The sequence below is a fragment of the Flavobacterium commune genome (assembly GCF_001857965.1).
GTDB classification, from domain to species: domain Bacteria; phylum Bacteroidota; class Bacteroidia; order Flavobacteriales; family Flavobacteriaceae; genus Flavobacterium; species Flavobacterium commune.
Map to the genome: position 1 here is coordinate 2,896,960 of NZ_CP017774.1, position 22,452 is coordinate 2,919,411.

Annotated in this window: 9 protein-coding genes; all 9 read left to right on the top strand. The window is 34.3% G+C overall.

Annotated elements, in window-relative coordinates:
• Positions 1 to 69 precede the first annotated feature (69 nt).
• The 9 genes from BIW12_RS12120 (at position 70) to BIW12_RS12160 (ending at position 22,209) form a co-directional block, all read left to right on the top strand.
• Positions 70 to 4,131 (top strand): hybrid sensor histidine kinase/response regulator transcription factor, encoded by a 4,062-nt coding sequence (locus BIW12_RS12120; RefSeq protein WP_232227090.1) that lies wholly within the window; start codon positions 70 to 72, stop codon positions 4,129 to 4,131.
• Positions 4,132 to 4,633: 502 nt separating this feature from the next.
• Positions 4,634 to 6,031 carry a hypothetical protein gene (locus tag BIW12_RS12125; protein ID WP_071185354.1) on the top strand — a complete coding sequence of 466 codons (1,398 nt, stop codon included), beginning with the start codon at positions 4,634 to 4,636 and terminating at the stop codon, positions 6,029 to 6,031.
• Between the two features lie 43 nt (positions 6,032 to 6,074).
• Positions 6,075 to 9,086, top strand: a complete 3,012-nt coding sequence (locus BIW12_RS12130) for a SusC/RagA family TonB-linked outer membrane protein (RefSeq protein WP_071185355.1) — start codon at positions 6,075 to 6,077, stop codon at positions 9,084 to 9,086.
• A gap of 12 nt (positions 9,087 to 9,098) precedes the next feature.
• A complete protein-coding gene (locus BIW12_RS12135; protein ID WP_071185356.1) occupies positions 9,099 to 10,706 on the top strand; it encodes a RagB/SusD family nutrient uptake outer membrane protein in 1,608 nt (535 codons plus the stop codon).
• Position 10,707: 1 nt separating this feature from the next.
• Positions 10,708 to 12,348 (top strand): glycoside hydrolase, encoded by a 1,641-nt coding sequence (locus tag BIW12_RS12140; protein WP_071185357.1) that lies wholly within the window; start codon positions 10,708 to 10,710, stop codon positions 12,346 to 12,348.
• A gap of 117 nt (positions 12,349 to 12,465) precedes the next feature.
• Positions 12,466 to 14,886 carry a sugar-binding domain-containing protein gene (locus tag BIW12_RS12145; RefSeq protein WP_071185358.1) on the top strand — a complete coding sequence of 807 codons (2,421 nt, stop codon included), beginning with the start codon at positions 12,466 to 12,468 and terminating at the stop codon, positions 14,884 to 14,886.
• Positions 14,887 to 15,062: 176 nt separating this feature from the next.
• Positions 15,063 to 17,858 carry a glycoside hydrolase family 2 gene (locus BIW12_RS12150; RefSeq protein WP_071186380.1) on the top strand — a complete coding sequence of 932 codons (2,796 nt, stop codon included), beginning with the start codon at positions 15,063 to 15,065 and terminating at the stop codon, positions 17,856 to 17,858.
• Between the two features lie 116 nt (positions 17,859 to 17,974).
• Positions 17,975 to 19,603: a glycoside hydrolase gene (locus BIW12_RS12155; protein WP_071185359.1), complete on the top strand. Its 1,629-nt coding sequence runs from the start codon at positions 17,975 to 17,977 to the stop codon at positions 19,601 to 19,603.
• Between the two features lie 170 nt (positions 19,604 to 19,773).
• Positions 19,774 to 22,209, top strand: coding sequence for a sugar-binding domain-containing protein (locus tag BIW12_RS12160; protein ID WP_071185360.1), 2,436 nt, complete (start codon positions 19,774 to 19,776; stop codon positions 22,207 to 22,209).
• Positions 22,210 to 22,452: the final 243 nt, after the last annotated feature.

Below are 22,452 nucleotides of genomic sequence, written 5' to 3' on the forward strand. Positions count from 1 at the left end.
TTAACTAATTTTATTATATCTTGTGCTGTTCAATTTTAATCAAGAGACTTAATATTTAAATTCTATATTTTGAGACATTTAACTTTAGTACTAACACTGTTTTTTTCTTCATTTATTAGTTTTTCACAAGATTACTCAGTGCGATTTCTTGATATTTCGGATGGATTGTCTAACAATTCCATTACTACAATTTACCAGGATAAGGAAGGTTATATGTGGTTTGGTACTTACGATGGTTTAAATCGGTATGATGGCTATACCTTTAAGATATTTAGAAACGAAATTAATAATGAGAATTCACTATCAAATAACACAATCTATACATTAGACGGAGATTTAAATAGAAATATTTGGATAGGAGGAAATAAAGGAGCATCTGTTTATGATAAATCAAAAGCCTTGTTTTATCAGGTAAAATACAAACTAAAGGAAGATGGATCATCTCTTATTTTAAAAAATGCGGTGCATCAGATAAAAGCGGTTTCGGCTGATTTAGTAGTGTTAGCAACGCAAAATGCCGGATTATTGGTTTTTGAAAATGGTTCATTTGTTGGCAAAACTATTCCCATAACAAAATTGAAAAATCCTTATAATTATGATGTATTAGGTGTTCAAAAAGATAAAAAAGGAAATGGATTATGGTTGTATGTTAGGGATTTAGGGGTTTGCTATTATAGTTTTAATACTAAAAAAATAAAATTGATTACTCCTTTAATTATGGAGGTCAAGTGTATGGAAAATGATACAAGTGGCAATCTTTGGATTGGGACAGATGAAGGTCTTTTTCTGTTTAATACCAGCACTTTTTTAATTTCAAAAAATTATTTTTCAAATAAAAATTCGATAACGAATATTCTGAGAGATAAGAAAAATCAATTTTGGTTTGCTACTGATTGTTGTGGAATTTATGTTTTAGACAGGGCGAATCAAAAAGTAGTTCCTTTTAGCAAGGGTAATTCTCAGCAAATTATTAAGAGTAGTGCTGTTTGGAGTGTTTACGAAGATCATTTTGGAAATGTATGGTTTGGGACACTTCGAGGTGGAATTAGTATGATAAGTGCTGCTCCCAAATATTTTAAAACTGTAAAATACAATGCGAAAGAAAATAATCTGGCTCAAAATTTTATTTTGTCGGGTTGTGAAGATGAAAAACAAAATTTATGGATTGGAACTGATGGAGCGGGATTGCGTTATTGGAATAGAAAAACAAATACTTATACCGTTTATAACAATAATCCCAATTCGGCAAATGCTATTTCAAGTAATTTTATTACCAGTGTTATTTGTGATAGTAATAAGGAAATTTGGTTATCAACCTGGGCTGGCGGAGTTAACCGAATCAATCCTAAGACCAATTCAATAAGTCGTTATTCCTGTTATAATCCGTTTACAAAACAGATAGAGAAAAATGTTTGGTTGGTTTATGAGGATGCACAAAAAAATATTTGGGCAAGTGCCACTAATGAAGGTTGTTTGTATCTTTTTGATCCTATTAAAAAAACGTTTTTACTCTACAATAAAAGCATTAACAATTTACAGTGTCTGACTCAAACCAGTGATGGTAAATTGTGGGGAGGTAACTATACTTCTATTGTGTGCATAGATAAAGCGCGTAAAAAACATTACAAAGTTAATATTGGTTATCCTGTTCGTGCTATTCATGAAGACAGAAAAAAACAACTTTGGGTAGCTACACAAGAAGGCGGTTTATTGTTGTTTAACAGAAAAAACAATAACTTCAAAAGGTTTACCACAGCCGATGGATTGGCTTCTAATACTGTTTTGAGAATATTAGAAGATAAAAAAGGTGATTTGTGGATGAGTACCTATAATGGTTTAAGCAGCTTAGATACTGAAACGAATACTTTTAGAAGTTTTTCTAAAAATGATGGATTACAAAGCAATCAGTTTAGTTTTAATGCCGCTTTAAAATTGACTTCGGGTGAGTTTTTCTTTGGAGGAATTAATGGATTTAACCTGTTTTATCCTGAATTGATAAAAGATCAAGTTTCCAATACTAAGATTCTTCTTTCGGATTTGAATGTAAATAATGAACCTATTGCCACTAAGCCCGATTTAATTTCGGAATGGACGTCTAAGCACCAAATCAAAGAAATTCGATTACCTTATGATCAGACTACTTTATCGATTGAGTTTGTGGCTTTGGATTATTCGAGCGCCGATAAAATTAATTATGCTTATTTTCTGGAAGGCTGGGACGATCAATGGAGTAATGCCGGACAGAACAGAAAGGCTAATTATCCGCATCTTTCTGAAGGAACCTATCTTTTTAAAGTAAAGACCTCTAATTTTCAGGATGAATTAAGTAAGGCTGAGACTTTGATTCGAATAGTAGTTTTGCCACCTTGGTACAGAACCTGGTGGGCTTATCTTTTATATTTTATGATTGGGGGAACTATTATTTACAATTATGTAAGGTATAGTAAATACAAAGAAAGATTAAAGTATAAGGTTAGAATAGCCGAATTAGAAAGGGAAAAAGAGAAAGAAATTGCCGAAAAACAATCGTCGATGTTTACTTATATTTCTCATGAATTCCGCACACCGCTTTCGTTGATTATAAATCCTTTGAAAAAAGTAATTAAAAAGGAGGAAGTTCAAAATGATTCTTCTAAGGGTGATTTGCAAATTGCCTATAGAAATGCAAGACGACTTTTAAGTTTAGTAGATCAATTGTTGCTTTTCCGTAAGGCTGAAAATGATGCCGATGTATTGCGATTGTCAGCAATTAATATGAACGATTTATGTCAGGAAGTATATCAGTGTTTTGTAACGCAGGCCAGGGATAAAGCTATCAATTATGCAATTGAAATTCCTGATGAAACACTTCAAATTATTGGGGATTATGAAAAGATTGAAATTTCATTGTTTAATTTAGTTTCCAATGCTTTTAAATACACCCCCGACGGAGGAAGTATTACTGTTAAATTGACTCAAACAGAAAAAGAAGTATCGGTTGCTATTGCTGATACCGGTTCCGGAATTGACCAGCAAAATATTCAAGCCATTTTTGAAAAATTCAAACAGTTAGATTCAAAAGTTGCTGTAAGTACGGGTTTTGGAATTGGATTGTATATTGTGAAGTATTTTGTAGATAAACACAAGGGAACTGTTGTTTGTGAAAGCGAATTGGGTAAAGGAAGTTGTTTTACATTGACATTTTTAAAAGGGCAGCAGCATTTTGATGATTTGCCAATAAGTTCGAGTACTCCCAAAATGAGTGAATTACTAGAAGAGCTTATAGTCGATGATTTTGATGATAAAAATGAATTAAAGAAGGAAAATGCAGATGAAGAATTCAATAAAGAAATACTGACTGATAAGAAATCGGTATTGATTATTGACGATAATGCCGAAATTCGAAATTATTTAATTCAGTTGTTTTCCCAAACTCATTTGGTTTATAATGCTGTAAATGGTCATGAAGGTTTAAAAATGACCGAAAAACATATGCCAGATATTGTTATTTCGGATATTGCGATGGAGGTAATGGATGGATTGGAATTGTGTAGAAAAATAAAAGAAAGTGAGCAATTGTCACATATACCGGTTGTGTTGTTAACAGCTACTAATAATCCGGAGACCCATTTGCAAGGAATAACCGACGGAGCAGATGATTATATTACCAAGCCATTTGATGATGATTTGCTTTTGGCACGTGTAGATACTTTATTGAGAAACAGAGGCAATTTAAGGAGGTATTTCTTAGATAGTATTACCTTAAAGGAGAACTCTCAAAAAGTTCCGGCAGAATATCAGGAATTTTTAAAACGATGTATTGATATTATCGAAGCTAATATGGGTAATCGTGATTTTACAATTAAGAATTTTGCTCTCGAAATGGGAATGAGTCATCGTACTTTATATACAAAAATCAAGATAATTTCGGGAGAAACTTTAAATGCTTTTATTCGTTCCATTCGTTTACGAAGAGCTGCAATGTTGTTGCTTACCGAAAACATGAATATATCTCAGGCAAGTGCCGAAGTAGGATTTGAAGATCAAAAATACTTCAGACAGCAATTTGTCAAACTTTTTGGTATGACTCCTTCCTTATATGTAAAAAAATATAAAGATTCTTTTAACAAAGATTTGAATGTTATTAAGTAGTTATTGTTCTGCTGTATAATAAATTTCGAGTATTCTCTTTTTTAAAATCAAATAATAAACATATTTCAGGTAATCCTAATCTTATTAATAATAAGGTTGGGATTTTTTGTTAATATGGAAATTATATAACTTATAATTTGTGTATAAGTCAAATAAAGTCAGATTTTTTTGTTGAATTGTCTTTTTTGAACGTTTTGTCCTTGTCGTTTTCAATTTTACCCTTCTTTTTTTTCGAAAATCCCCCCTATTGATAATGCTATTAAGTCATTTCTTTGCTAGGATGATAGTTTATTATTTCAGACTTGAGGTTTGTTTTAAGTTAAATTATCATAAAAAATAATCACACACTATATTATTAACCAGACTAACAAAAACTAAAGCTTATGAAAAGTATAGGAACTCAATAAAATGATGTATTACTATAAAAAATTAGAACTACTATTAAAATCAAAAGGTTGTTTATAGCATTATATAGACGACAACAAAAACTAAAATCAATGATATGAAAAAACTCTCGTATTTATTTTTATTTACATTTTTTGCACTCCTTTTTACAGGATGTCAGGAAGATGAACCAAGTTTTCCTTCATCTGAAAATCCAACAGTTGAAGTATTGACAAATGAAATTTATGGAGCTCCAAATAGAAAATTTGAAATCAAAGCGACTTTAAATGATGATTTAGGTCTAAAGAGTGTTAGAATTGAAATTCCGGAATTGAGTTTAGATAAAACAATCAATTTTGCCACGGAACCTCTTTTGACTACCTATGATTTGAGTTATTTCTTTGAAGTCCCAGCTGATAGAGGAACATCAGAGGCTTTTAAAATTAAATTAACAATTACAGATGTTTCCGGTAACGAAATTGATCAGGAGATTGATTTACGGTTGGATGGCGAATTTAGTGCTCCTGCAATTAGCATGATTACTCCTAAAGAAGGTGCAGTGATTTTATTATCATCCAGTACTGAATTACCGGTTAATTTTGTTGTGAATGATGATTCAGGAATTGATTATGTCCAAGTAAAATGTGAAGCTTTAAATATTGATGAATTGATCCAGTTAACAGGTTCTCCTCAGTCATACACATTTAACAAAACTTATAATTTGCCTGTAACTGCTGCCCAATATGTTTTGACTATTACAGCAAAAGATAAATTTGCAATTCCTAATATGGGAACAATGAACATTAACATTGTGGCAACTAATGAATATCCAGCTATTTATTTATGTGACCAGCCTAAAGGAACTAATCTTACTACTGATGCAGTAGGTGTGCCTATGTATTTCCATACTAAAGTAGGACAGGACTTTGAATTCAAATATTATGCGGATACTGATAATAAAGAAATTTATTTCTTAGGACAGGAATCTGATTTTGCACCACATTGTTTTGGTTTAAATGCTTCGGGAGATTTAGTGGATGATGTGGCTTCGTCTGCCATTGTTTTACCTACAAAAGGCTATTATAAAATCAAAGTTAATCCAAGTACTTTAGATTATACGGTAACTAAATATACTCCTACAAGTTATGTTTGGGCAAATATTGCTAACGGTTTATGGCATGATGATGAAACTCAAAGAAGACCTTTTGTGAGTATTGCTGGTGGAGGAATTCAAGGTGCTAACTGGGATACCTGGAATGCTTGGGTTCAAACAAGTTTACATTTGGCTAATAATCCAAACAATCCATATCAATTAGTAGGTGAATATACACTTACAGGTACAATGGAAGGAACTTTTACAGGTCAGTGGTGGAGTCCATCCTGGAGATTGATTAAAAATGGTATTGCTACCATGTCGCCGGGTTCAAATGGAAATGCTAAATATCCTGCTGCTCCGGGTGTTTATAAAGTGATTTTGGATACCGAATTAGAAAGAGCATTTATCACTAAAAAATAGTTTGTTATAGCTGATATAACATTAATTAATAAATTATCTTGATATGAAATATAAATTTATAGGCTTACTAATTGCTATTTTATGTAGCTCGGCAGCCTTTGCACAAATTACTGTAAAAGGTACTGTTAAGGACAAGACTGCTATTCCTATTCCGGGTGTAAATGTTTTTGTAAAAGGAACTCAAACTTCAGTTTCTACTGATTTTGACGGGAAATTTGCAATCGTAGTACCTAATAAAGAAGCACAAATTGAGTTTTCTTTTATTGGGTTTGCTACACAAACAATTAAAGTAGATCAAAAAACAACATTTGATGTTGTATTATTGGAAGACAATCAGGCATTAGAAGAAGTAGTAGTGGTAGGTTATGCTACCGTGAAAAAGAAAGATGTTACCAGCTCTATATCATCCGTAAAAGGCAAAGAACTTCAAACGATGACAGTAGGAAATGTTACTGAATCCCTACAAGGAAAAGTTTCAGGGGTTCAAATTACTGGGGCAGGTGGTCCAGGAGCTCAGCCAAGAGTATTGATTCGTGGAATTTCTACTGTAAATTTAAGTACTGATCCGCTTTATGTAGTAGATGGAATCCCAATGGGAACCAGCATCAATTTCTTGAGCAATAACGAAATTGAATCTATGGATGTACTTAAAGACGCTTCTGCAAGTGCTATTTATGGTTCTCGTGCATCTAACGGGGTTATTTTGATTACTACCAAAAAAGGTAAAGCCGGTAAAACAAAGTTTACTGTTGATATGAGTACAGGTTACCAAATTATGGAGAAGCCTTACAATATGGCCAATGCCGAAAATTATGCTACTATAATGAATACTGCTTATACTAATTCTGGGTATTCTGAATATTTACCTAATGCTGAACAATACAGAGGAAAAACTACTGATTGGTGGAAAGCAGGAATCAATAAAGCTTCATCAATAACCAATACTTCTATTGGAGTAACTGGAGGTTCTGAAAAAAATACTTATGCCATCAGTTTGAACTATTACAATTCAGATTCATTTTATGATATTGGAGGATGGGAAAGAGTAACTGCCAGAATTGCTAATGATTTTAAATTTACTGATAAATTTTCGGCAGGGATTACTTTAAATCCTCGTTATGAAACTTGGGGATCTCCAGGAAACTGGGCTGATTTTGTGAAGATTGATCCAATTACTCCTATCTACAAACCGGCAAGTCAATTAAACGGAACTGAAAATGAATATAGTATCTATGCACGTTCTCCATCGTATGTTTGGAATCCGGTAGCTACAGTTAGCCGATTTGATGATAATACTGATCAGTACAATTTAAATACAAATGGTTATTTGCAATACGAACCAATTAAAGGATTAATAATCCGTACACAAGGATCGATTGAAGTTGGAAATAGAGTGCAAAGTATATTCAGACCCGATTTTGTGATTGATGCAGCTCACGAAAAAGCTGAAATTAACAGTATTGAAAGAAGAGCAACTACTAATAGTGATTGGACATGGCAAACTACAGCAACTTATTCTAAAGCATTTGCTGAGAAACACAATACCTCTTTGATGGTTGGTAGTACAATGGAAGAGTACAATGGTAATGATGTATGGGGTTATGGAGAAGGAGTTCCTAATAACTCTGAGTCAATGAGAGAGCTAAATGCAGCAACTAAAAACCGTAACAGTGGGGGAAACAGATGGTCAAACTCTTTACTGTCATACATTTCTCGTTTTTCTTATAATTTCGACAGCAAATACTATTTAACAGCTTCATTTAGACGTGATGGTTCTTCTAAATTTATGGCTAACAACAAATGGGCTAATTTCCCGGCAGCATCAGTTTCCTGGAGAATTTCGAATGAAGATTTTATGACTAATGCCAACTCTGTATTTAATAATTTAACTTTTAGAGCAGGTTGGGGTAAAGTAGGAAATCAAAATTTACCTGCTTCTGTTTATCAGTCTAATATAGGACAAGGTTATTATGTTATTGATGGTCAGGTTGTAGATACTTCATATCCTTCAACAATGGCTAACAGAGACATTCGTTGGGAAACAGTTGAGGATATCAGTTTTGGTCTTGATTTTGGATTGTTCCAAAATAAAATCTCAGGATCATTAGAATATTATCAAAAGAAAACAAACGATATGTTGTTTCTTAAACAGTTCCCTACTTATAGTGGTTTTCCGGGATATTCTACCATTTGGACAAATGTAGGTTCTATGCAATCTAGCGGAATCGATTTATTATTATCTTATAAAGATACTAAAGGCGATTTCTCTTATGGTGTAGATGTAACATTTACCACTGTTGATGTTGAGATGTTGTCATTATCTACTAAAGGAGAAAAATTATATGGTGCGAGTAACAGAACAATAACTATTGAAGGTGATGAGCCAGGTTATTTTTATGGTTATGTTGCAGATGGTTTATTCCAGAATCAAACCCAATTGAATGCTCATACTGACGAACATGGAACTAAGTTACAGCCTTATGCACAACTAGGAGATACTCGTTTTAAAGATGTAAATGGTGACGGTAAATTAGATGATAAAGACCGTACAAAAATTGGTTCTCCTTGGGCTGATTACAATGTTGGTTTGAATTTGAATTTTGCTTATAAAAATTTCGATTTAGTGGCTAATTTCTATTCTAGTATCGGTAATGATTTGGTTAACCAAAATATTTCAGATTTATACAACGGTACCAGTTTAACTAACAAAGTGAGCGGATTAAACAACATGGCTTGGCATGGTGAGGGAACTTCTAATTACGTTCCTCGTTTGTCAAGAGATGATAACAACGAAAACTTTACAAAATTCTCTTCTTTCTATGTTGAAGATGGTTCTTTTGTACGTATGAAAAACCTTCAGTTAGGATATTCATTGTACAATAAATTTGGATTAGATAAATTAAGAATTTCATTATCAGGTCAAAATTTATGGACATGGACTAAATACACAGGAGTAGATCCTGAAGTAGGAGGAGGTGTTTTAGGATCAGGTTTTGGAGGCTGGAATTACCCGGTTCAACCAACAATTCTAATGGGGCTTAATGTAGCATTTTAATAATAAACGAATATGAAAAAAATACTAGTATCAATACTAACTTTTGCTGCTGTTGCAGTTTCTTGTAGTGATTTTATAGAGAAAGAAGCAAGAGGAACTCAAACTTTAGAAAATTACTTTCAAACAGCACAGGAATGTGAAAATTATACCAATGAATTAACCCAGCGATTATTGTTGGCAAAAGATTGGTACACTTTACTTGCGCCAAGATTAATTAACGAAACGGCGACTGATGATGCCTGGATGGGTAACACAGGTCAGGACAATGGTGCGTTTAGACCTTGTGCACAATATGTGGTAACTCCCGAAAATATGGGAGCTATGAATAGTATCTATACAGCACATTATTATACTATTCAATCAGCCAATATTGGTTTAGAGAGAATGGCTGTTGCGCCAATTACTGATGCTCAAAAAAATCAGTACATGGGAGAATCTTTATTCGTTCGTGCTTATTGTTATTACGAATTGGTAAACCTTTTTGGAGGAGTTCCTTTGTACACAAGATCTCTTGGAACAGGAGATTTGAATTTGTCTCGTAGTTCAGCTGCTGAAGTTTATGCTCAAATTGAAGCTGATCTTAAAGAATCGGCAGAAAAATTGGAAAACGTTACTGTATCAAGAAATGGTAGAATCAATAAATGGGCAGCTTATGCTTTATTAGCCCGAGTATCTTTGTTTCAGGAAAAATGGGCTGATGCAAAATTATATGCAACTAAAGTAATTGCAGAAGGACCTTTCCAGTTAGAAGAAAATTTCTTAGATATTTGGAGTGTAGATAACCATAACGGAATTGAATCCATTTTGGAAGCACAAACTTCATCAGTACAAGATAGAAACTTAGGTGCTGCTCTTCCTACTTTTTCTGGAGCCAGAGGAGAAGACAAGCAAAATTTCCCAAGTAATAGTACTGCCGATGTAATTGACGGATGGGGATGGTGTATGCCAACAAGTGACTTAGAAAACGCTTATATTTCAGAGGGTGATGTAATTCGTCGTAGAAGTACTATCACTAAATGGGGAGAGGCGGCTTATGGAGACGAAGTCTTGAATCCAACTCATAAGTTTAGTTTGAATGATAATAAATCAGGACGTATTTGTCGTAAATATTATATTCCTATCGCTACACGTCGTGCATTAGACAAGAAAGACGGACACTTACCATTGAATATTCCATTGATTCGTTTGGCCGAAATGTATCTTACAAGAGCTGAGGCTAATTATCACTTAAATGATGCCGGTGGAGCTATGGACGATATTAATGTAATTAGAGATCGTGTAGATTTACCTATAGTAGAAGGAATGGCCGGGCCAAATCTTTTGAGAAAAATCTATAAAGAACGTCGTTTAGAATTAGCTTTTGAAGGATTGCGTTTGTTTGATATCAGAAGGCAAAAAGATCCTGGCTCAGGAAAAAAAGTGATTGAAACTTTGATGGGACCTAACGGAACTTTTGTACAATACAATTTGAATTCAACTGATCCTTATGAAACTACTAATACAAGAGAAGCTCAGGATAAAGGAATTAATTTTGATCCGACGAAGCATTTGCTTTGGCCAATTCCTCAGATAGAAAGAGACTTAAGTAACGGTGTAATTACTCAAAATCCAAATTATTAATATGAATTTATTAAAAAAATATAAAGTAAGCCTACTGTTAGTAGGTTTACTTTCCATTAATTCAGCCTTTGTTAGCTGTTCATCTGATGATACTAAAGATTCAGAAACCGGAGTTGAAACTACAACAGAGTTGAAAATTAATCTCGATATGAACCTTCAAACTATGGAAAGTTTTGGAGCTTCTGATGCTTGGCAGTCTAACAATATTGGGAAAAACTGGCCTCTTGATAAAAAAAATAAAATGGCTGATTTGTTGTTCAGTAAAGAACTGGATAGCGATGGAAATCCTAAAGGAATTGGTTTGTCATTATGGCGTTTCAACCTTGGAGCAGGAAGTGCTGAACAAGGAGAAGCAAGTGGTATTACTGATGAATGGAGACGCAGTGAGTGTTTTACTACTGACGGTGTAAGCTATAATATGAATAAGCAAGCAGGTCAGGTATGGTTTATGAAAGCGGCAAAACAACGTGGAGTTGATAAGTTGTTGGCTTTTACTAATAGTGCTCCTGTTTATTTGACCCAAAACGGAAAAGCGCACGCTAGTATTAACACTTTTTACAATCTAAAAGATGGTAAAATGCCTGAATTAGCTGATTTTTGGGTTAATGCTATTGATAAACTAAAGACAGAACACGATTTAACAATTGATTATTTAAGTCCGTTTAATGAACCACAGTACGAATGGGATGGTTCAAGTCAGGAAGGTTCTCCGGCTACAAATGCCAATATTTATAGTTTTGTGAACATTTTGTCTCCAAAATTACAGGCAAAAGGATTGAATTCGAAAATTGTTGTAGGTGAAGCTGGTGCTTTCGAACCGTTGTATAAAACGGTAAGTGGAAAAGAAAATCGTTCTAACCAGATTGATTATTTCTTTGGAGTTAATTCGGCTAAAAACATTGCAGGATTAAGCAATGTAAAGAAAACAATTTCTGGACATAGTTATTGGCAAGCTTGGCCATTGAGAGAATTAATTACATCAAGACAATCAGTTGCAACCAGAGCAGCAACAGTTCCGGGATTGAGTGTTTGGGCTTCTGAATATTGTATTCTTGAAAATCCGGGAATATCAGAACTTCCGGGTGGAGCAGGCCCAGGTAGAGATTTAGGAATTAGAACCGCACTTTGGGTTGCCCGTATTATTAGTACTGATATTTCCATTGGAGGAGTTACTTCATGGCAATGGTGGACGGCTATAAGTCGTGGTGATTACAAAGACGGATTACTTCATGTTGATGATGGATTATCAAATGGTGCTGGTGATGCTAATTATTGTAAATATGATGGTAATATAAGAGAAACTAAAATTCTTTGGGCTTTAGGGAACTTCTCTTTCTTTATAAAGCCGGGTATGCAAAGAGTTCAAATACCTAATATAGATAATGCTGCTGCAACTACTAATGTAATGCTAACAGCCTACAAAGATGAAGTAGCAAAAAAACTGATTATTGTAGCGGTTAATGTTTCTGCTTCGGCAAAAACATACAAATTAAATCTTGCAGGTGGTGCTTTAGTTGATAATAAATTCACACCTTATATTACTTCTGAAACAATGAGTTTGAAAAAAGGAGCAGCTGTTGATGCAACTGCTTTTGATATTCCGGCTAAATCTATTGTAACCTATGTAGGAACTTACAATTAAGAAATTTAATAAAAATTAAAAAATGAGAATTAATAACTCTCATTTTTATTGATAAGAGTTTGCTGTGTAAAAAACAGTAAACTCTTATTTATAATTCATAAATAAAAAAATAGAATAGTGTTTACAAAAAAAATCTTAGTAGCTGTTTTTTTCTTGTCATGTTGGTCTGCTTTCAGTCAGCTGTCATTTGGTGATTCGAAGAAAATAAATGATAACTGGAAGTTTAATCTTCAGGATATTTCGGATGCTAAAAACACAGCATTTGACGATAGTAATTGGCAGAAGGTAAATGTACCGCATGACTGGAGTGTAAAAGGACAATTAAGCCCAACATTGGCTAGTTGTACCGGTTATCTTCCCGGAGGAATTGCCTGGTATAGAAAATCAATCAATATTCCACAAAGTAAAAGTGGCGAAAAAGTTTATTTGTATTTTGAAGGTGTTTACAACAGAAGCGAAGTTTTTATTAACGGACATTCTTTAGGAAAACGTCCTAACGGCTATATTTCTTTTGCTTATGATGCAACTGCTTATGTGAAATTTGGAGCAGAAAACACAATTGCTGTTCGTGTGGATCACAGCCAAAGTGCCGATTCGAGATGGTATTCAGGTTCAGGTATTTATAGAGATGTTTGGGTTGTGTATGCTAATCCGGTGCATATTGCACAATGGGGAGTTTATGCTTATCCGGAAGTGAAAAAAGGAACAGGAACTTTAAATGTTGAGGTTGAGGTTGAAAATGGTTCTGCATCAAAATCTACTCTTACTGTAGTTAACGAATTGATTTCGAAAGATGGAAAATCTGTTGCAAAAACTTCTAATAAGATTGAGGTTACAACCAATACAAACGGTAAAATTGCAACCAAATTGCAAGTTAAAAATCCAAAATTATGGGATTTAGATAATCCAAATTTATACCAACTGAAAACAACTGTTTTTAAAGATGGTAAGGAAATAGACCAAACGTTGACAAAAACAGGTTTTAGAAAATTTACATTTGATGCTAATAATGGTTTTGCATTAAATGATAAATGGATGAAAATGAAAGGGGTTTGCTTGCATCATGACGCAGGTGTTTTAGGTTCAGCAGTTCCTCGTGAAGTTTGGGAATCAAGATTAAAAACATTGAAAGAAATAGGTGTAAATGCTATACGCACCAGCCATAATCCGCAGGCACCTGATTTTTATGAATTGTGTGACGAATTAGGATTGTTAGTCTTAAATGAAGCTTATGACGAATGGGAGTTTCCTAAACGCAAGTGGATGACAGGCTGGAATGTAGGCACACCGGAATTTCAAGGAAGCTTTGATATTTTTGCTGATTGGGCCGAAAAAGATCTGGAAGATTTTGTTCGTCGTGACAGAAATCATTTATCTGTTTTTGGATGGAGTATTGGTAACGAAGTAGATTATCCAAATGATCCCTATTCACATCCGGTTTTGGATAAAGGAAAAGACGGATTTGGACAGGCAGCTTACGGCGGTTACAAAAAAGACGCACCAGATGCCATGCGCTTAGGTGCTATTGCAAAACGTTTGGTTGCAGCAGTTAAAAAATACGATAAATCCCGTCCAACTACAGCAGGATTAGCAGGAGTAGCCATGTCTAATGAAACTGAATATCCGGGAGCTTTAGATATTACGGGATATAATTATACCGAAAGTAAATACTTATCCGATCATAAGAAATATCCAAACAGAGTCATTTTTGGTAGTGAAAATGTTCACGATATGGAACCTTGGTTAGCTGTAAAAAATAACAAGCATATTTTTGGGCAATTTCTCTGGACTGGTATCGATTATTTAGGAGAATCAGGAAGTTGGCCTTCAAGAGGTTTTTACTCAGGATTGGTTGATTTTGCAGGAATTATCAAACCTAGGGGGTATTTTCGTCAGTCATTGTGGTCCGATAAACCGATGACCTACATTGGTACTTATCCGTTAAAAGATGAAAAAGAAGTTTCTAAAGATGCGTGGGCAATTTGGAATTATAATTCCGGAGCAACAATTCGTGTGGTTTGTTATACCAATGCTGCTAAAGCTCGTTTGGAATTAAACGGAAAAGTAGTAGGTGATACTAAATCTTACGATGAAAAAACAGGAATTATTTACTGGGATATTCCATTTACTTCAGGAAAATTAGAAGCAATTGGTTTAAGTAATGATAACAAAGAAGTAAGCAGATATGCAATTAAATCTACAGCACAACCAGTTGAGTTATCAATTGCTGATAAAAACATCACGATTGCTAAAGATAAAGGTGTGGCAAAAATAATGGTTCAGTTAAAAGATGAAAAAGGATTACAAGTAATGTTGTCAGATAATGAAGTGACATGCACTATCAGTGGGCCTGGAGTTTTATTAGGCCTGGAAGCTGGAAACAATAGCGACATGACTGATTATACAGATAATGTACATAGAGTATTTCATGGTCAGATAGCTGCTTATATTCAGGCTACTGGTGAAGCGCAACCCATAAAAGTGACATTTACAAGTCAGTGGTTAAAACCAGTTGAAATGATTATCAATGTAAAATAAGTGTTAATTAGGTTAGTTTCTCAATCAACCTGTCTGTTAGTGGTTTTCAGGCAGGCTGATTGTTTCTACGATGAAACGGATAGCTTTCTCTAAAACAATAATGAGATAGTAATCAAGATTGTTCCTTACTAATTATCTAATGCACAAAAGAAATGTTAATAATGAAAAACAACAGCATGCAAATCAAATATATAGTAACATCAGTTTTTCTGCTGTTCTTTCTCTCCTCATGGAATTCCGGAGATAAGAAGGTAATAAATATTGCTGGCGACTGGACAGTTGCCTTAGACAGTACCGATATTGGACTTAAAAACGGCTGGCAAAATACGGCTTTTAAGCAGTCAATGAAATTACCGGGAACTACAGATGATGCAGGTCTTGGAGTTCCTAATAAACTAAAACCAAGTATAGAAAAGCCACAAATGAGTCATTTAACCCGTAAAAACAGTTATTTGGGAGCTGCCTGGTACAGCCGTGAAATTACAATTCCTAAAAATTGGAAAGGCAAAGAAATGCTATTAAAACTGGAGCGTGTTTTATGGAAAACTAATGTTTGGATTGATGGAAAAGAACTGGAAACGGAACAAAATAGCCTTATTGCCCCACATTATTTTGATCTTAGTAAATATCTTATTGCCGGTAAAACACATCGTATAACTATTCGTATTGACAATCGCAAACTATTTGATATTAGTGTCGATAATATGGCACATGCTTATACTAATCATACACAAATTATTTGGAATGGTGTTATTGGCAAAATGGAAATTGAAGCATTTGATGCCGTTCGAATTAGTAATCTTCAGATTAAACCTGAAATTAGTAGCGGAACTGCACAAGTAAAATTGGCATTGAATAACAATACCAATAAAATTGCTAAGGGAATATTAAAAATTACTGCGGTAAATAAAAAAAGCAATATTCCGGTAGCAACACTTCAAAAGGATATCCAGGTCAAAATGGGAAAATCTGTTATTGAAGTAGATTATAATATGGGCAAGGACGTAAAGCTTTGGAGTGAATTTTCACCTGAGCTGTATGAATTGAAAGCCGAATTAAACGCAGCTAAAAATACATTAACTATTTCAGCCGATTTTGGAATGCGCAGTTTTTCTAAAAAAGGATCGGTACTTACAATAAATAATCGTCCTGTATTTTTAAGAGGAACATTAGAATGTGATATTTTTCCGCTTACTGGCTATGCGCCAATGGACAAAGAAGGATGGAGAAAAGTATTTGGAACAGCTAAAAACTGGGGATTGAATCACCTGCGTTTTCATTCCTGGTGTCCGCCTCAGGCTGCTTTTGAAGTAGCAGATGAAATGGGATTTTATTTGCAGGTTGAATTGCCGGTTTGGGTTCTTAAAATTGGAGAAGATCAAAAAACAACTGATTTTTTATATGCCGAAGCACAGCGAATGATCGATGAATATGGTAATCATCCTTCTTTTTGTATGTGGTCAATGGGTAATGAACTTCAGGGAGATATGACTGTTTTAACAAAATTAATGAACAGTTTAAAAGCTCAGGATGCTAGACATTTGTACACCACAACTTCTTTTACTTTCGAAAATGGACATGGAAAATGGCCGGAACCGGAAGATGATTTCTTTATTACCCAATGGACTAAACAAGGATGGGTGCGTGGTCAGGGTGTTTTTAATAGTGAATCGCCAAATTTTAACAAAGATTATGTAGCTTCGGTTGAAGGAATGACGGTGCCATTGGTTACACATGAAATTGGACAATATGCGGTTTATCCTAAAATAGATGAAATTTCGAAATATACAGGAGTCTTAGATCCTATTAATTTTAAATCGGTAAAAGAAGATTTAGAACGAAAAGGATTAATCAATAAAGCCGCTGATTATACTCAGGCTTCCGGTAAATTAGCTGTAATACTTTATAAAGAAGAAATAGAGAGAGCCTTAAAAACAGCAGGAATTAGTGGTTTTCAATTATTAGATTTACATGATTTTCCGGGACAAGGAACGGCTTTAGTAGGTTTGCTGGATGCTTTTTGGGACAGCAAAGGTTTGATTTCGGCAGAAGAATTTAGAGCGTTTTCAGCTCCTGTGGTGCCACTTATGCGTTTTGCTAAAGCAACTTATACTAATAATGAATCTTTTACAGCTTCATTAGATATAAGTAATTATGCTGAAAGTAATTTGAATAATCAGGAAATTGAATGGAGTATTTCTGATGGAAATACAGTAATTGCTTCGGGAAATACTAAAGCTACTATCGCTATTGGTTACAATCATAAAGTTTTAGATTTAAACGAAAGTCTTCAGAAAATTACAAAGGCATCAAAATTGACCGTTAAAGTAAATTTAAAGGGAACAAGTTATAAAAACCAATGGAATATTTGGGTTTATCCGCAGCAACAAACTATTGATTATGGAAAAGTAGTTTATACCAGAAATCTTGATGAAGCGTATAAATTGCTTAATGCCGGAAAGAAAGTATTATTGAATCCGGATTGGAAAAAAATTAAAGGTATCGAAGGAAAATTTGTTCCTGTATTCTGGAGTCCGGTTCATTTTCCAAAACAGGCCGGGACTATGGGAGTGCTGTGTAATCCTTCACACAAAGCTTTGGATCATTTCCCAACAGATATGAATACCGATTGGCAATGGTGGGATCTGAACGTAAACTCTACAACACTTATCATGGATAGTGTTGTAGGAGGAAATCCTATTGTAGAAATGGTTGATAATTTTGCTAACAACCGCAAGTTAGCTTCGCTTTTTGAAGGAAGTGTAGGAACTGGAAAATTGATGATTGCATCCTTTGATTTAAGTACGGATTTAGAAAAACGTCCTGTTGCAAAACAGATGTTGATTTCGATACTAGATTATATGAATAGTTCTTCATTTAATCCGGATACTATTAAAAATCCAGATGCTTTAAAATTGATTTTAAAAGAAGAAAAAGAAAAAGCTAAAGAAGGAGCTACAAGTATTTATTAGAGTAAATAACAAAATCACAAAAACAACAACAAACCTATTTGCAGTAAATTATTGTAATAGGTTTGTTTTGTAATAAACATCGCTGTTTTTTTTTGAAAAACAGTTAAGCATTATTTATGAGAATATTAAAAATAATTTCAGCAAGTACACTTTTTACAGGTTTGTTATTGATTGCATCTTGTTCATCAAAAATGAATTCGAAATCAGAACCAACACTTTCGAATATTGCCGAAATTAAAATTGATTTGAATCAGGAATTACAAACTATGGATGGTTTTGGAGCATCAGATGCCTGGAGATGTCAGATGGTTGGTAAAAATTGGCCTTTAGAAAAAAGAAATGGGATTGCCGATTTACTTTTTAGTAAAGAAGTGGATAAAGATGGAAACCCAAAAGGAATTGGCTTATCTATTTGGAGATTCTATCTAGGAGCAGGAAGTGCTGAACAAGGATTAAATAGCGGTATTGCTGATGAATGGCGTAGAAGTGAATGTTTTCAAAATCCAGATGGAAGTTATGACTGGACAAAGCAAGCGGGACAAAGATGGTTTTTACAGGCAGCTAAAAGTCGTGGAGTTGAAAAATTTCTGGCTTTCACCATTAGTCCGCCAGTACAAATGACATTAAACGGAAAAGCCTTTTCGCCTCAGAAATTAAATATGAATATCAAAAAGGGAATGCTTCCTAATTATGCCGACTTTTTGGTAGAAACTATCGATAATTTGCAACGCAATGAAGGAATTACTTTTGATTATTTAAGTCCAATAAACGAACCGCAATGGGATTGGATGGCTGGAAAAAACGGGCTGGCAAGCCAGGAAGGAACTCCTGCAACCAATCAGGAAATGTTTAATTTTACAAAACTTTTATCAGAACGAATACATTCAAAATCACTGAAAACAGAGATTGTTCTGGGGGAAGCAGCTATAATAAATTATTTGTATGAAAATGTAAATGACGAAAGCAGAGATGATCAAATAAATACGTTTTTTGGTTCATCTTCAACCAATATTTCACAATTGCCTCATGTGAAAAAAGTAATTACAGGTCACAGTTATTTTTCGATTTGGCCAGTAAAAGACCAAATAAGTTATCGTGAGAAATTAAGTTCTCGTTTAAAACAAATTGATAACTTAAAATATTGGCAAACGGAATATAGTATTCTGGAACAACTTGGTGAAGATGTAATTCCGGGTAGCTCTGGTCATCAAAGAGACCTTGGAATGAAAACGGCACTTTTTGCTGCACAAATTATTCATAACGATATTGCTGTTGCCAATGCTTCTTCATGGCAATGGTGGACGGCTCTCAGTAGGGCTGATTTCAAGGATGGATTAATTTATCTGGACGATGGAACAAACAACGGAAGTATGATTGACGGTTATTGTAAAAATGATGGATTCTATCATGATTCAAAATTATTATGGGCTTTTGGTAATTATTCTCGTTTTGTACGTCCCGGAATGATTCGTTTACAAATCGAAAATCAAAAAGTTGAAGATGGTATATTGCTGACTGCTTACAAAGATGTAGCTAATAAAAAAGTAGTAATTGTGGCCGTCAACAATAACGATTCGATGAAAAGGTATAAGTTGAATCTTTCTGGAAGCGTATTGATAAAAAAAGCATTGACTCCTTATACTACTTCAGAAACCATGAGTTTGAAAAAAGGTACTGATGTAACAGCGACTAGTTTTGAAATTCCGGCAAGAGCTGTAGTTACTTATGTAGGTATTTATAAATAGGGTTTTTGTCGTATAAAGAATAAAAAAATTAACTTTTGATAAATTTACCCTCATTATTTGCGAATTTGTCCCTCTTTATTATAGTTATTTAATCATTTCTTTGCTTCTATAAGCTGTATTTATAGAAAACCATAATGATATAGCGCACTTATTTTATTAAAAATATAATTATGTTAACAACAAAAAGAACTTTTCTAGCAATTCTCGCTTTTTCTTATGGGGCTGCTTTTAGCCAAATAGGATTTGGGGATTCTCAAAAAATTAATGAACAATGGAAATTTATTCTGCAAGACAATAAAGACTTTCAGAATTCAAGTTTTGATGATGGTAAATGGCAAAATATTGCAGTCCCTCATGATTGGAGTATCAAAGGACAGTTGAGTCCTACTTTAGCGAGTGCTACAGGATTTTTGCCTGGAGGAATTGCATGGTATAGAAAATCAATGGATGTACCTTCAGCAAAGAAAGGTCAAAAAGTATATTTGTATTTTGAAGGGGTGTACAACAGAAGTGAAGTTTTTGTTAATGGAAAGTCTTTAGGGAAACGTCCTAATGGGTATCTTTCTTTTGCTTATGATGCTACTCCGTACATTAAATATGGAGAAATAAACACGATTGCTGTTAGAGTAGATCACAGTAAAAGTGCCGATTCACGTTGGTACACTGGTTCAGGGATTTACCGTAATGTTTGGGTAGTGTATGCTAATCCGGTGCATATTGCACAATGGGGTGTTTATGCTTATCCTGAAGTAAGTAAAAATACAGGAACTTTGAATGTTGAAGTGGATGTAGAAAATGCTTCTGCTGGAAATACCAATTTAACTGTTGTTAACGAATTGATTTCCAATGATAGAAAAACAGTTGCAAAGAGTACTAATACTGTAGCAATTGCTGCTAATCAATCAGGAAAAATAGCGACAAAAATAAAAGTGAATAATCCTAAATTATGGGATTTAGCGCATCCAAATTTGTACCAACTAAAAACTACCGTGTTAAAAGACGGACAAGTAGTTGATCATTCGGTGACTCAAACAGGTTTCCGCAATTTTACTTTTGATGCCAATAAAGGTTTTGCTTTAAACGGCAAATGGATGAAAATAAAAGGAGTTTGTTTACACCACGATGCGGGAGTTTTAGGTTCGGCAGTTCCTCGCGAAGTTTTAGAAGGAAGATTGAAAACCTTAAAGGATATTGGAGTAAATGCAATACGTACCAGCCATAATCCTCAGGCACCTGATTTTTATGAATTGTGTGATCAATTAGGTTTGTTAGTTTTAAATGAAGCTTATGACGAATGGGAATTCCCAAAACGCAAGTGGTTAGAAGGATGGAATCAGGGAACACCAGGATTTGAAGGCTCTTTTGATATTTTTGCTGATTGGGCCGAAAAAGATTTGGAAGATTTTGTACGACGTGATAGAAATCATTTGTCTGTTTTTGCCTGGAGTATTGGTAACGAAGTAGATTATCCGAATGATCCATATTCTCACCCGGTATTAGCAGGAGGTGGCGATACAGGATTCTCTCAAGCTGCTTATGGAGGTTATAAAAAAGATGCTCCGGATGCGATGCGTTTGGGAGCTATTGCAAAACGTCTGGTTGCTGCTGTAAAAAAATACGACAAATCCCGTCCTACAACTGCTGGTTTAGCTGGGGTTGCGATGTCTAATGAAACGGAATATCCGGGAGCTTTGGATATTACAGGATACAATTATACAGAAAGTAAATACCAATCTGATCATAAAAAATATCCTAAAAGAGTAATTTTTGGTAGTGAAAACCGTCATGATTACGAAGCCTGGTTAGCGGTAAAAAACAACGAACATATTTTTGGACAATTTTTATGGACAGGAATAGATTATTTAGGAGAATCAGGAAGATGGCCATCAAGAGGATTCTATTCGGGATTGGTTGATTTTGCCGGACAAATTAAGCCTAGGGGTTATTTCCGTCAATCACTTTGGTCTGATACACCAATGATTTACATTGGAACTTATCTTTCGAATAATCCAAACAAAAAAGACCTGTCAATGGACGCCTGGCCGTTATGGAATTATAACGAAGGTCAAAAAGTAAAAGTGGTTTGTTATACAAATGCAGCCAAAGTGCGACTTGAATTAGACGGAAAAGTTGTTGGTGAAGTGAAAAACTATGATTCGGAAGTTGGAATTATTTCTTGGGATATTCCGTTTCAATCAGGAAAATTAGAGGCAGTAGGATTGGATAAGAATAATAAAGAAGTGAGTCGTTATGCTATTACTTCTTCCAAACAACCTCATGCTATTGTTGTAAAAAGTGCTGATGCAGTTATCAATAAAGACAAAGGTGTAGCCGAAATCATGTTACAAATAGTTGATGAAAACGGAGTTCCGGTAATGATTTCTGATAACGAAATTACTTGTAAAATTCTAAGTGGTTCAGCGAGTTTATTAGGCTTAGAAGCTGGAAATAATTCGGATATGACTGATTATACAGATAATGTTCAACGTGTTTTCCACGGACGTATTTTAGCTTACATTCAGGCAAATGGAACAAACGAGCCTATTAAAGTTCAGTTTTCCAGTCCATGGTTAAAAGCTGTTGAAGTTACTATCAACGTAAAATAACACGCTTTTATACAGTAATTTACGATTTTTAAAATAAAGTATTACTATCCGTTATTTATACCAATTATTGAGAATGGCACACAGATGAAACTGATTTTAACAGATTATCGCAGATTGTAATTTATAAAGAACTATGAAAAATCCGTTTTTATCTGTTCAATCAGTGTCACCTGCCTGTCGGCAGACAGGTCTGTGGCCTATTTCTTTATTTAGTCCGCTTAGCGGACAGTCATAAAATAAAAA

Bases quoted from the DNA above. Each gene is read 5' to 3' on its own strand.
- BIW12_RS12125 (WP_071185354.1), top strand. From the start codon at position 4,634: ATGAAAAAACTCTCGTATTTATTTTTATTTACATTTTTTGCACTCCTT.
- BIW12_RS12130 (WP_071185355.1), top strand. From the start codon at position 6,075: ATGAAATATAAATTTATAGGCTTACTAATTGCTATTTTATGTAGCTCG.
- BIW12_RS12135 (WP_071185356.1), top strand. From the start codon at position 9,099: ATGAAAAAAATACTAGTATCAATACTAACTTTTGCTGCTGTTGCAGTT.
- BIW12_RS12140 (WP_071185357.1), top strand. From the start codon at position 10,708: ATGAATTTATTAAAAAAATATAAAGTAAGCCTACTGTTAGTAGGTTTA.
- BIW12_RS12150 (WP_071186380.1), top strand. From the start codon at position 15,063: ATGCAAATCAAATATATAGTAACATCAGTTTTTCTGCTGTTCTTTCTC.
- BIW12_RS12155 (WP_071185359.1), top strand. From the start codon at position 17,975: ATGAGAATATTAAAAATAATTTCAGCAAGTACACTTTTTACAGGTTTG.
- BIW12_RS12160 (WP_071185360.1), top strand. From the start codon at position 19,774: ATGTTAACAACAAAAAGAACTTTTCTAGCAATTCTCGCTTTTTCTTAT.